This window comes from Rhodococcus sp. 06-470-2 (assembly GCF_002258235.1).
In the GTDB taxonomy this organism is placed as follows: Bacteria; Actinomycetota; Actinomycetes; order Mycobacteriales; family Mycobacteriaceae; genus Rhodococcoides.
The window spans coordinates 1-12,760 of sequence record NZ_NOYB01000028.1; the positions used below are offsets into that span (position 1 = coordinate 1).

Annotated in this window: 13 protein-coding genes and 1 tRNA gene; 11 read left to right on the forward strand and 3 right to left on the reverse strand. The window is 65.4% G+C overall.

Going from position 1 to position 12,760, the window contains the following annotated elements; genetic code table 11:
- Positions 1–1,884, reverse strand: a 1,884-nt coding sequence (locus CH276_RS13915) for a TPM domain-containing protein (RefSeq protein WP_254925921.1), incomplete at its 3' end; no start/stop codon positions are given.
- Positions 1,885–2,105: 221 nt separating this feature from the next.
- On the opposite strand from CH276_RS13915, the gene CH276_RS13920 reads away from it, so the two are divergent.
- From CH276_RS13920 to dnaG, 7 genes are read left to right on the forward strand one after another with little or no spacing between them, the layout of a single operon-like run.
- On the forward strand, positions 2,106–3,020 hold the full coding sequence (locus CH276_RS13920) for an ABC transporter ATP-binding protein (protein WP_094628765.1): 915 nt from the start codon (positions 2,106–2,108) through the stop codon (positions 3,018–3,020).
- On the forward strand, positions 3,017–3,820 hold the full coding sequence (locus tag CH276_RS13925) for an ABC transporter permease (RefSeq protein ID WP_094628767.1): 804 nt from the start codon (positions 3,017–3,019) through the stop codon (positions 3,818–3,820). The genes CH276_RS13920 and CH276_RS13925 overlap by 4 nt, the downstream gene beginning before the upstream one ends.
- Before the next feature lie 46 nt (positions 3,821–3,866).
- Positions 3,867–4,976: a sensor histidine kinase gene (locus CH276_RS13930; protein ID WP_094628865.1), complete on the forward strand. Its 1,110-nt coding sequence runs from the start codon at positions 3,867–3,869 to the stop codon at positions 4,974–4,976.
- Between the two features lie 12 nt (positions 4,977–4,988).
- Complete coding sequence (locus tag CH276_RS13935) at positions 4,989–5,597, forward strand: response regulator transcription factor (protein WP_094628769.1); 609 nt, start codon at positions 4,989–4,991, stop codon at positions 5,595–5,597.
- 55 nt (positions 5,598–5,652) lie between these two features.
- Entirely contained in the window at positions 5,653–6,369 is a 717-nt protein-coding gene (locus tag CH276_RS13940; protein WP_094628771.1) for a YdcF family protein, read from the forward strand.
- Positions 6,370–7,644, forward strand: coding sequence for a deoxyguanosinetriphosphate triphosphohydrolase (locus CH276_RS13945; RefSeq protein ID WP_094628773.1), 1,275 nt, complete (start codon positions 6,370–6,372; stop codon positions 7,642–7,644). It begins immediately after the preceding gene.
- 51 nt (positions 7,645–7,695) lie between these two features.
- Positions 7,696–9,612, forward strand: coding sequence for a DNA primase (dnaG, locus tag CH276_RS13950; protein WP_094628775.1), 1,917 nt, complete (start codon positions 7,696–7,698; stop codon positions 9,610–9,612).
- Here the strand turns inward: dnaG and CH276_RS13955 are convergent.
- The gene (locus CH276_RS13955) at positions 9,609–9,854 is read right to left on the reverse strand and encodes a hypothetical protein (protein ID WP_032394749.1); all 246 of its coding nucleotides are present in this window, start codon (positions 9,852–9,854) and stop codon (positions 9,609–9,611) included. The two genes, dnaG and CH276_RS13955, sit on opposite strands and share 4 nt — an antisense overlap.
- 160 nt (positions 9,855–10,014) lie before the next feature.
- Here CH276_RS13955 and CH276_RS13960 point away from each other — a divergent pair.
- Both CH276_RS13960 and CH276_RS13965 read left to right on the forward strand, forming a co-directional pair.
- A tRNA-Asn gene (locus CH276_RS13960) sits at positions 10,015–10,087 on the forward strand.
- Positions 10,088–10,354: 267 nt separating this feature from the next.
- A complete protein-coding gene (locus CH276_RS13965; protein ID WP_045194788.1) occupies positions 10,355–11,269 on the forward strand; it encodes a ScbA/BarX family gamma-butyrolactone biosynthesis protein in 915 nt (304 codons plus the stop codon).
- Here the strand turns inward: CH276_RS13965 and CH276_RS13970 are convergent.
- Positions 11,247–11,888, reverse strand: coding sequence for a ScbR family autoregulator-binding transcription factor (locus CH276_RS13970; RefSeq protein ID WP_032394476.1), 642 nt, complete (start codon positions 11,886–11,888; stop codon positions 11,247–11,249). The two genes, CH276_RS13965 and CH276_RS13970, sit on opposite strands and share 23 nt — an antisense overlap.
- Positions 11,889–11,970: 82 nt before the next feature.
- Between CH276_RS13970 and CH276_RS13975 the strand changes: the two genes are divergently transcribed.
- Together CH276_RS13975 and CH276_RS13980 are read left to right on the forward strand one after the other, a co-directional pair.
- Entirely contained in the window at positions 11,971–12,438 is a 468-nt protein-coding gene (locus CH276_RS13975) for an NUDIX domain-containing protein (protein WP_032394475.1), read from the forward strand.
- Between the two features lie 74 nt (positions 12,439–12,512).
- Positions 12,513–12,710, forward strand: a complete 198-nt coding sequence (locus CH276_RS13980) for a hypothetical protein (RefSeq protein WP_032394474.1) — start codon at positions 12,513–12,515, stop codon at positions 12,708–12,710.
- Positions 12,711–12,760 lie beyond the last annotated feature (50 nt).

The window sequence follows — 12,760 nt, forward strand, 5'->3', positions numbered from 1 at the left end:
ACCGAACCCGCCGCCACCGACGCCGCCGCGAAGCACACTGTTGATCAGAATGCCGCCGAGCACTGCGCCGGCGATGTTGCCGCCGCCGCTGCCGCCGCCGCGAGGACCGTGACGATTCTCCCAGTTCTGCACATCGGACTGGGCGATCTGCGATGCGCGCGAGGCCAATTGGCTGGCAGCGTGAGCATGCTTGAGGGCTTCGTCGGGGTTGTCCTGGCCCAGCTGCCGAGCCGCGCCGAGGTGGCGTTCGGCCTCGGACAGGCGCGTTCTGGCGTCGGCCCCCACACCGCCACGGCGGGTCGAGATGTAGTCCGCGGCCGCGGTGATCTGCGCCTGAGCGGCCGCGATATCGCGATCCAGACGGGCCCGCAGTTGGTCCTCGGCAGCCTTGTCCGCCGAGGCCTCGTCGACGATCTTCTCGAGTTCGGCGTCGGCCGCCGCGAGCGCGGTGTAACTGCCCAGAGGGTCCGAGGACTGCGCGGTCTCTGCGTTCTTCAGAGCCGCCTGCGCCGCCGTCATGGCCGACTGCAGTTCGGCCCCACCGTGTTCGGCCAAACCACGCGCCTGCTCGATGTCGCGGCGAACGTCCGCGATGGCGTCGGGCAGGGTGGCGATGGCATGCCGGATGTCGTCTCGCGCATGGTCGACGCCGTCGAGCAGGGTCTTGGCCTGATCGACGGCTCGTTCGGCCGTTCGAATGGCGGTCACAGCAGGTCCCTGCTTACCGGGCGGGAGTGCTGCCGCCTTGCGGCCGGCCTCGATGTTGTCCTCGGCCAGGGCCATTCGGTCCTTGGCCATCGTGACGTTGTCTGCGATCGAGGCCAGGGCGGAGGCGGCGAATTCCGAATGCAGCTGCGCGAGAACCGACTCGGATTGCGGAATTCTCACCGTCAAGCCGACGACCGCCTGGGTCAGCTCGTCGAGGTGGGCGTCTGCGTTCATCACGAGATCGCGGAACCCGTCGAATTCCTCCACCCGCGAATCGAGTTCGCGATCGGCCTGGCCACAGGAGGAGATGATCTCGACGAGCATCGCGCGACGCTGATCGGGAGTTTCCGGAATGGCGTCGTCGAGGCGTTGGCGGATCTCGAAGGCGGACGCGAGGGCCCGTTTGGCGTTGTCGTGGGCGGCGATGAAGGGTGCGGCCGCAGAATCTCCGAACTCTCCACGAGCGAGGTTCAATTCCTCTTCGCTGGCGCGTACTGCATTGTCGGTCTCGACCAGAATTTCCTTGGCACGGGTGTCGAGTACGTCGATGGGGAAGGCGGCCAGTGCGGCCGGATCGCTCGGGTCGATCTTCGCCACGGCCTCGACCTCGGCGGCGACGCGGGCCTTCTTGCGCCGCGACGAGTAGACGACGGCTCCGCCACCGGCCACGGCCAGTACGCCGACGCCGATCAGCAGGGGTGCGGACGAGCCGCCGCTGCCGCTAGAGGCGTACGCATCGCCGAGCGCACCCGCTGCTGCGATGGCCGCACCGGACCAATCTTCTTCGCGCAGTGCGGGTTCGACGTCATTGACCCGAATATCTTCCTGCTCGGACGAGGTGATCTGCGACAGTCCGGTGTTCACACCGAGGTAGTACGAACGGTCCACGGTCGCCACCGCGAGCAGAACGTCGCGCTGCCCGAGATCGCTCCTCGATGCAGTCTGCTCGGCCCAGCTCGCCGCCGACATGTTGTCGAAGTCAGCGACGTACGTGACCCACAACCGAAGCTGGCTGCTGCCGTAGAGGTCGTCGACGGAGGTCTGTACCTCGGCCATCGAGTCGGGGTCAAGTGCCTGGACGTTGTCGGTGATCTGCGTGGGCAGGCGCGACGGAGCCTCTGCTGAGGCGACCCCTGGCGCGAGCAGGACCGCCGCGAACAGGGTCAGGGCACCCACGGCGGCGAGACGACGAAATCGATGGACCGAGCTTCGGGCGGCTGACTTTCGAACGACTGTGGCGCTGCTGTGCCGCCGGTGCTGGACTGCCATGCGCTGAAATCTACCGGCTGGGCGGCGAGTAGATCGAGCAGGTCGATGTGGATGCATGACAGTTGTCACCTCGCAATCGTGACGCTCGAACGAGGTCGACGCTGCTCGATCGCAGCAGAGTGATTCCCATGACCACAACGAAGGCAGTCGAACTGCGAAACGTCACCAAGACCTACGGCTCGGTCCGGGCGGTCGACGGGCTCAGCCTGTCCATCGAACCGGGCGAGGTCGTCGCATTTCTCGGACCGAACGGAGCGGGAAAGACGACCACCATCGACATGATGCTCGGCCTGGCGACACCCACCACCGGGTCGGTGTCGGTGTTCGGGGGAACACCCGCGGACGCGATCGCCCAGGGCCGCATCTCGGCCGTCATGCAGACCGGCGGTCTGCTTCGCGACCTGACCGTCCGAGAAACCGTCGAATTGACGTCGGCACTGTTCGCCCGCACACGGTCGGTGAAGGAAGTCCTCACCCGGGCCGGCATCGCCGACATCGGAGATCGCCGAGTGGCCAAATGCTCCGGCGGACAGCAGCAGCGACTGCGATTCGCGCTGGCACTGCTACCCGATCCGGACCTGCTGGTGCTCGACGAGCCGACCACCGGAATGGACGTCGAAGGACGTCGCGACTTCTGGAACGCCATTCGCCAGGACGCCAGCACCGGCCGAACGGTGCTGTTCGCAACGCACTACCTCGACGAGGCCGACGCGTACGCGGACCGAATCGTGCTGGTGCGGCACGGCAAGATCGTCGCCGACGGCAGCGCCGCCGAGGTGAAGAACCTGGCGGCAGGGCGCACCGTCACCGCCACACTGCCCGGCGTCGACCAGTCGGTGTTGCTGGCTCTGCCGGGAGTGGACCGCGTCGACACACGTGGCGACCGGGTGATCGTCCACGGACGCGACTCCGACGCGGTGGCCCGGTACCTGCTCAACGACGCACACGCGACCGATCTCGAAATCGTCTCGCGCAACCTCGAGGACGCATTCCTCGCCCTGACCACCGACTCCGAAAACAACCTCGCCGGGAGCATCCGATGACCACGACTACGCAGTCCACAACCACCCGCACATCCGGCAGAGCCGTTGCCTGGGGCGGATTCTCGACCACGTTCCTCGGACTCGAAATCCGCAGACTGTTCCGAAACAAGCGCACGCTGATCTTCACGTTGGTCATGCCGCCGGTGTTCTTCGTCATCTTCGGCACGCAGTCGGACTTCCGCACCGACTATCCCTTTGCGCACGGCAACGTCACCGGTTACATCGCCCTCAGCATGGCCGTCTACGGAGCGATGCTGGCAACGACCAGCGGGGGAGCGATGGTGTCGGTCGAGCGGGCACAGGGGTGGAGCCGACAGCTTCGCCTGACGCCGCTCAGGCCCGTCGCCTACATCGTCACCAAGGTGCTCGTGGCCATGACGATGGGCGCGGCCTCGATCGTGGTGGTGTTCGTCGTCGCGAAGTTCCTCGGGGCGGACATGCCGATCTGGGTGTGGATCGTCAGCGGCCTGATCGGCTGGATCGGCTCGGCGGTGTTCGCCGCGTTCGGACTGTTCATGGGCTACCTGCTGCCCTCGGAGAACGTGATGCAGATCCTCGGACCCGTGCTCGCGTTCCTGGCGCTGGCAGGCGGACTCTTCGTTCCCCTCGGTGACAGCGGCTGGTTCCCGATGTTGGCCCAGTTCACCCCGCTCTACGGCTTGGCCACCGTGTCCCGGGCCGCGTTCGCCGGGACCGAAACCGGAACGTTGCTGGTCGCCGTGATCAATCTGGTGGTCTGGGCGACGATCTTCGTCACAGGCGCGGCGATGCTGTTCCGGAGAGACACCAAGCGTGCCTGAGACCGAAACCACTGATCGTGTCGCCCACAGGGATACCGTGGGCGACATGACCACGTTCACCGCCGATCTCCCCGAGGGCCGGGTCTGGCGGTACGGCTGGATGTTCGGAGCCATCTGGCTCATCTATCTGATCTATCCGTTGAACGAGATTCTGTCTCTGGAATCCGTGCCGGCCCGGGTCTTCGGGATCGTCGTGATTCTCGGCTTCGGTGTCGTGTTCACATCCACCTTCTGGCGTTTCCGCAACGGACACCGCCGAGGACATCCACTGCCGACGTCGCAGGCATGGATCGCGCTCGGGGTGATGGTGGCCCTGACTTTCGCGATGAGTGCCTTGGTCGGTACCACCGGTTTCGGCGCGACCGTCTACATAGCGGTTCTGGCGATGATGACCCTGCCGGTCCGGCAGGCCTGGGCGTTGGTGGCGGCGATGGTGGTGATCGTCGAAGCGGCTCCACGCTTCGTCGATTCCTGGGAGCCCGACAACTTCTTCGCCTTCCAGCTGCTGATCAGCGCGGCCGCGGCTTGGGGAATCACTCAGGTCTTCCAGCGCAATCACGAATTGGCCGTGGCCAGGCAACAATTGGCAGACCTGGCCATCGTGGCCGAACGCGAGCGCATGAGCCGGGACGTGCACGACATCCTCGGTCATTCCCTGACCGTCATCACCGTCAAGAGCGAACTGGCCGGCAGGCTCATCGAGATCGACCCCGCCCGAGCGGCCGTCGAGATCGCCGAACTGGAAACCCTTGCCCGGCAAGCACTTGCCGATGTGCGCAGCACCGTCGGGGGAATGCGACAGGTCGACATCGGATCCGAGTTGGCCAGTGCACGAACCGCATTGACCGCTGCGGGAATCGATGCCGAACTTCCCGATGACGCCGACGTGGTGCCACTGCGACATCGAGAACTGTTCGGTTGGGTGATCCGGGAGGCGGTGACCAATGTGGTCCGCCACTCGAGCGCACGACATTGCCGAGTGACGCTGACGGCGTCGAGCATCTCCATCGTCGACGACGGAGTGGGACCGGCAGACAAGGATTCCGGCGGCAACGGTCTGCGGGGTCTGGGAGAACGAGTGGCCGCCGCGGGTGGTGCACTGACGATCGCCCGGGTGCCGACCGGTGGTTTCAGGGTGGAGGTACACGGTGAATAGGACGCAGGCGCAATGACCATCACACTCCTGCTGGCGGACGACCAAGCCCTGGTGCGGGGAGCGCTGGCAGCTCTGCTGGGGCTCGAACAGGATCTCGACGTCGTCGCCGAGGTGGGACGCGGGGACGAGGTCGCCGCTGCCGTTCTCGAACATCGACCCGACGTCGTCCTGCTCGACGTGGAGATGCCCGGTAAGAACGGTATCGAGGTCACCGCCGAACTGGCCCTGATCGCACCGGAGTCGAGAGTGCTGATCGTCACCACATTCGGGCGACCCGGCTACCTGCGGCGCGCGATCGATGCGGGTGCATCGGGTTTCGTGGTCAAGGACACCCCAGCCAAGCAGTTGGCCGACGCCGTTCGGCGCGTGCACATGGGGCTTCGCGTGGTCGATCCGACGCTGGCGACCGAAACCCTCACCGACGGCGTCTCTCCACTGACGGCCCGAGAGCAGGAGGTTCTCCGGGCGGCCGCCAAGGGCGGGACGGCGGGATCCATCGCTGCTCAGGTCCACCTCTCGGAGGGCACAGTACGCAATCATCTGTCGTCGGCCATCGGTAAGACCGGCACCACTACCCGGGCCGAGGCGGTACGGGTGGCCGAGGACAGAGGGTGGCTCTAGGTCGTTCGGGGCGCGCCGTGACCACGCCGACGAGCAGGCCTGGCAAACTCGAGGGGTGAATTCAACTCTCGACCGAGATTCGTACGGAGATCCGTACGACGATCGGTATGCCCCGGACCCCGGTCCCGAGCGCCTGGGCTTCTTCGGAACGCTCGGACGCTGGACCGGTCGGCTCGTCGCGGGAGTGGTGCTGATGTCGCTGGTGCTGGTCGCGGGAACAGCAGTGCGGGTGTGGCAGGTAGCGCGCATCGACGACTATTCCAAGGCGGACGCCATCGTGGTGCTCGGTGCCGCGCAGTACAGCGGCACGCCGTCGACGGTGTTCGAGGCACGACTGTCCCAGGCCGCGTCGCTGTACGAGCAGGGTATAGCCCCCGAGATCGTCACCGTCGGTGGCAAGCAGGAGGGGGACCTGTTCACCGAGGCCGCATCGGGCCGCAACTATCTGATCGATCAGGGCGTTCCCGCCGACGCCATCGTTGCCGTCGAGACCGGCTCGGACACACTGGAGAGCATCGAGGCCGTGAGCAACACCCTGCGCGAGCAGGGCAAGTCGTCGGTGGTGTTGGTCAGCGATCCGTGGCATTCACTTCGCACCCGAACCATGGCGCGCGACGCGGGCCTGGACGCCTGGACCTCGCCGACGCGCACCGGTCCGGCCGTCTACACCAGAGAATCCCAGGCGCACGGAATCGCCAGGGAGACAGGCGCTCTGCTGTGGTATCAGCTGACCCACTTCACCGCGGACTTCTCCTACACGGCAGGCCAGTAGATGACCGGCACGTACTCGGCCCACGACGTCGAACGATTCGTCCCCGAACCGCCCAAGACCGCGGGACTGCGGGCCGGGGCAGACAACGCCTCGCACCGAAGCGCCTTCGCGCGCGATCGAGCGCGCGTGTTGCACTGCGCCGCACTGCGCAGGCTCGCCGACAAGACCCAGGTCACCGGACCGCGAGACGGAGACACCCCACGCACGCGGTTGACGCACTCGCTCGAAGTTGCCCAGATCGGCCGCAGCATCGCCGAAGGACTCGGCAGCGATCCCGATCTGGTGGACCTGGCCGGGCTGGCGCACGACATCGGCCACCCGCCGTACGGGCACAACGGCGAACGCGCCCTCGACGAAGTGGCCCAGGATTGCGGTGGGTTCGAGGGCAATGCGCAGAACCTGCGCATTCTCACCGGACTCGAGCCGAAGATCCTCGATGCCGACGGTCGCAGCGTCGGGCTCAACCTGACCCGAGCCTCGCTCGATGCCGCCACCAAGTACCCCTGGATCCGACCAGCCCCGGGCGCGAAATTCGGTGCCTACGACGACGACTCCGCCATTCTGGGTTGGGTGCGTGACGGTGCCCCGGACAAACACAAGTGCCTCGAAGCGCAGAGCATGGACTGGTCCGACGACGTGGCGTACTCGGTGCACGACGTCGAGGACGGTGTGATCGACGCTCGAATCGACCTGCGGGCGCTGTCCGATCCGATCGAGCGACGCGCCCTCGCAGAACTCGGCGTCTCCGAATTTCGCGGACTCGATGTCGATGAACTGATCGAGGCCGCGGATCGCCTGTCGAGGATGCCCGTCGTGGTCGCGGTCGGACGCTACGACGGAACTCTCGCCGCATCGGTAGCGCTCAAGCACATGACCAGTGAACTCGTCGGCCGCTTCGCCACCGCCGCCATCGAGGGCACGCACGAGAAGTACGGCACCGCGCCGTTGAGTCGCTACGACGCCGATCTCGTGGTGCCGTCGATCGTCGGCTCGGAGGTTGCGCTGCTCAAGACCATGGCCCTGCGGTACGTGATGTCCGACGCCGGACACAAGATCCGCCAGGAGCGTCAGCGCGATCGCATCCACCGCGTCGCCGAGTGGTTGATGCGCTCGGCTCCGGGCGAGCTGGACCCCATCCTGGTGCCCGCCTGGCAGCGGGCCGACAGCGATGCCGAACGGACCCGAGTGGTCGTCGACCAGATCGCGTCGTACACCGAGAGCCGACTCGAACTGATCGACAAGCGTTCCCTCGGAGCTCAGGCCAGCTGGGGCTGACCGCTCGCGACCGAATGTGGGTGCGTCGGGATCGGGACTAGACTGCCCTTCGTGGCCGGCCGAATTCCTGAACGCGACATCGCCGCCATTCGCGAACGCACACGGATCGAAGACATAGTCGGCGACTACGTCTCTCTCAAGCGCGCGGGCGGCGACTCCATGAAGGGGTTGTGCCCCTTCCACGACGAGAAGTCTCCGTCGTTCCACGTCCGTCCCAACCACGGTCACTATCACTGCTTCGGCTGCGGCGAGGGAGGCGACGCCTACTCCTTCCTCCAGAAGATCGAGCACATCTCCTTCGTCGAGGCCGTCGAGCAATTGGCCGATCGGTTGAACTACTCGATCTCCTACGAGGGCGGCGGGCCGTCGGTTCAACGCGATCGCGGCACCCGAGCGCGCCTGATCGCCGCGAACGCGGCCGCGCAGGAGTTCTACGCGGGCAGGCTCGGCGGTCCCGACGCCCAGGCTGCGCGGGACTACCTCACCGAGCGCAACTTCGACGGGCATGCCGCCTTGGCATACGGCTGTGGTTACGCGCCCGACGGCTGGGACACCCTCACCAAACACCTGCTGGGCAAGGGCTTCGAGGCCAAGGAAATAGTCGACGCGGGGTTGGCGACACCCGGTAAGCGGGGGACGCCGATCGATCGCTTCCGGCGTCGGCTGGTGTGGCCCATTCGCAGTCAGAGCGGCGACGTCATCGGCTTCGGCGCGCGCAAGCTGTTCGACGACGACACGATGCCGGGCAAGTACATCAACACCCCGGAAACGATGCTGTACAAGAAGTCTCAGGTGTTGTTCGGCCTCGATCTGGCGCGCAAGGAGATCGCGAAATCGCATCAGGCCGTCATCGTCGAGGGCTACACCGACGTGATGGCGATGCACCTGGCAGGCGTCAAGACTGCGGTGGCGTCCTGCGGAACCGCATTCGGCGAGGATCACCTGGCGATGCTGCGTCGATTGATGATGGACGACAGCTACTTTCGCGGTGAAGTGATCTACACCTTCGACGGCGACGAGGCCGGCCAGGCGGCCGCGATGAAGGCATTCGAGGGTGATCAGAAGATCGCCGGTCAGACGTTCGTCGCCGTCGCGCCGGACGGAATGGACCCGTGCGATCTGCGCCTGAAATCCGGCGACAACGCCGTTCGCGATCTCGTGGCCAGGCGCACTCCGATGTTCGCTTTCGTCGTCAAATCGCTGCTGCGAGAACATGATCTCGATACGCCCGAGGGGCGCGTCGAAGCATTGAAGCGAACCGTCCCCGTGGTCGCCCGCATCAAGGATGCGTCGCTGCGGGACGAGTACGCGCGGCAGCTCGCCGGCTGGACCGGGTGGGACGACACCGCGATGGTGCTCGCCCGCGTGCGCGACGAGGCGAAGAAGGGTGCCCGAGGCGACTCGAGTGGAAAACGCGTGCCGTTCGAGAAGCGTCAGGCAGCGCCCGCCGAAGCCCCCGCCGGGCCGCCGCGTCCCAATCCCACCGATCCGTCCCTGTGGCCGCAACGGGAAGCGCTCAAGGCGGTATTGCAGATGCCCGCGATGGCAGGAACGGTGTTCGATTCGCTCCCGCCGGAAAGCTTCCATCACCCGGCGTACGCGGCTGTGCGCGACGCAGTGGCCGCTGCCGGCGGCACCGCTGCCGGGCTGGGCGGAGGGGAGTGGGTCGACGCCGTGGCCAAACAGGCCAAGGACACCGTTGTCGTGTCGTTGGTCACCGAGCTCGCCGTCGACCCGATGCGCGTGGCCGACGACGCCCTCACCCGCTACATCTCGGGCGTGCTCGCGCGACTCCAGGAGGTGTGGGTCGGCCAACAGGTGGCGGAACTCAAATCGAAACTGCAGCGCATGTCGCCGGTGGAGAAACCCGACGACTACAACGCGCTGTTCGGCGACCTCATCGCCCTCGAGCAGTACCGCCGCAGTCTGCTCGAGCTCGCCGTCGGGAGTGTGGCCGAGGTCGGTTAACGCCGCAGCTGATCGCGGGGAACGAAGACCTGGGTCTCGTCGTCGATCGGCTTCATCGGTTCCAGTCGTGGCTGGGTGTTCAGGGAATCGGACAGCTTCTGACGGCCGACCTCGATCGCCTTCTTGGTGGCCGGGCTCGACGCGACGGCGCTCGCCGTCTTGCGAATCTGCTCGTACCGGCCACGTCCCGCCTTGGCACCGAGTACGTAAGCAGCTCCGGCCGCCAGTACCAAACGAATCATCAGTAGGTCCTCCCATAGGGCGTGCGGCTGTTCTTCCATCTTGCCCGACGAACCTCGAGCAGGGCGATTTGGTACTCGGCAGAACCCGATTTGGTAGTAGCAAGGGGGTGTGCGCTATTGTTTCCAACGGCTCGCACGAGAGTGTGACGCCGCGAGGTAATCCCCCATAGCTCAATTGGCAGAGCATTCGACTGTTAATCGAAGGGTTCCTGGTTCGAGTCCAGGTGGGGGAGCGCAGTCCCCGTCCGGTTCGCCGGGTGGGGATTTTTGCTGTCGGGGGTAGGCCACCGGAGCCCAGGCGCGGCGCAGGAACGTACCGGACATGTGGTACCGCGAGTTCGAGCTAGATAACAGATCGTGACGGTTATTTCTGTATATCGAATGAATGAATCCCGTCGACCGATGTCAGTTTTGTCGGTCGTCCGCGACATACTGAACGAGCGATCCCGGTGGCTCGACAGTGCTATTAAAAACCGGGTCGGTCGGTTTTAAGGGGCTTCATGAGTTTGAGTTACGCAGCAACCGTTCCACGACACCTCGTGCATCGGCGGTCTCCGGCCGACGTTCTGTTGACCGATTACGAGACCGTCGACGGCACCCATCGGGCGGCGGTCCAGTTCCCCACGTCGCATCGCATGTTCGCGCCGGTTCGCCGAACCCACGACTCGTTGATGGTGGCCGAGGCTCTACGCCAGGCAATCAGCCTCTTCTCCCACGTCAACCACGGCGTGCCACTCGATCACGTGGTGTTCATCGAGCACTCTCGCTTCGAGATCCTGGACCCGCTGTCGGTCGACGACATCGAAGACTCGCTCGTCGCAGAGTCGATCACGACCGACGTGACGTTCGAGAACGAGTCGCTGGACAACATGAAGCTCTCGGCCCGACTCCTGAACGGCACCCACCTCGTCGCGTCGGGGACGGCGTCGGTCCGGACCATCGGACCCGAGGTGTATTCGCAGGTTCGGAAGTCGACCGTTGCCGACCCCCACTTCCGTTTCCTGCCGGCCGGAACCGAGGTGGTCCCGCCGTCCTCCGTCGGACGCCTCGATCCGTCCGACGTGGTGCTGGCGCGGCACACATCCGACGGAACCATCGTCGTCGCGCCGGATCCGCGCAACCTGGCGATGTTCGACCATTCGGTCGAGTACCTGCCGGGCGTCACGATGCTCGAGGCAGCCCGTCAGGCTCTACGCTTGGCCACCGGAACACCGGCACTGGATTTCACCTCCTGCGAGGTGAGGTTCATGGGATTCGCCGAGTGGACCAACCCGTGCTCGGTGATCGTCGACACGGACTCCACCGACGGCGTCTTCCGTATTCAGTTCGAGCACGACGGCGCGGTGCTGTCGGCGATGTCCGTCACGGCGACGTCCGAACCGTGGTTGGCTCCTACCGATCGCTCCAGTCGATAAGGGCGTCCTCGGCAACTGACATCGCCCGCGGGAGGCGTCGGCGCGGCACCACAGCGGGCAGCAACATCTGCCACATCTCGGTCAGCCGCTGCTGTAGATCGGCACGTCCGGTCAGCATCTCCGAGACCGTCTGCACGCCGGTGAACGACGCGACGATGTAGCGGCCGAGCGTGAGTGCGTCCATACCGTCGACGATGTCGCCCTCGGCCTGAGCGCGTGCGGCCAGATCGCCCATCTTGCCGACCCAGTCCTCGAACGCTTGCGCATTGGGACTGCCCACGATGGCCGACTCCAAAGTCAACCGCATACCCCCGCGGGCGATCGATTCGGTCTGCAGTTGGCGTCCCAACTCCTTGCTCACCAGGATCAAGGCGTCCAACGCTTTCGGCGTCCGCTCGATGACGATGGCGCTCGCACTCGCCGCCATGGCCAGTTGCGCGTCGATCACGGCCTGCGCCAGATCTTCCTTGGACGAGAAATGGAAATACATCGCGCCTTTGCTGACCCCGGCATGGGCGATGATGGTGCTCAAACTTGCTGTGCCGTAACCGAACTTCTCGAAACTGGCGGCAGCACCTTCGAGTACGGCCTGCCTGGTGGACGCTGCACGCTCCTGCATCGGTCGACAATAACTGTTACCCGGGTTCGCGGCACGGCGTGCAGCAAGACATTCTCCTCCGGATTGATGGCAGGCTGAGACCATGGTCGATACGAGCGCAGGAATTCTGTTGTACCGCGTCGGAGTCGACGGTCCGGATGTGCTGATCGCTCACCCCGGCGGACCTTTCTGGGCTCGCAAGGACGACGGAGCCTGGTCGATCGTCAAAGGTCTGATCACCGACGGCGAAGACCCGTGGACGGCGGCGCAGCGAGAATTTCGCGAGGAAGTCGGGATCGACGTTCCCGCGGGAGATCACATCGAACTCGGCACGGTCACGCAGCGCGGCGGGAAGATCGTCACCGCGTTCGGCGTCGAGTCCGATCTGGATGTGTCGAATGCGGTGAGCAACACATTCGAGATCGAATGGCCTCCGAAATCCGGCATCATGACATCGTTTCCCGAGGTCGACCGCGTCGAGTGGTTTCCACTGGCTCAGGCGAGAGCGAAGTTGCTCGCCTCGCAGCACCCATTTCTGGACGCGCTGGAGGCAGTTGTCGCGGCACGGTAGTTTCGGCGCGGGTTCCCAGGGTATCCACCGGCCGGAAATGACGAGGGTCGCGGATGCAGGGTGGGAATCGAATCATGACGACGATGGATACGGCGGGCGCGAAAACCGTCTCGGAGGGAACTCGTGCCGAGACTTCGGTCGTGGATACATCGGTCGTGGAGACATCCCTCGTGGAGACTCAGTGGGGTGGCCGAATCGTCGCATCGGCGTTCGTGGTTCTGGCCGGCGGACTGTCGTGGGTCTTCGTCGCAACGGCAATGATCGGCCAGTGACCGAGGATCGGTCGGCCGATACCGCCCGGCGACAACGACGAAGGACAACA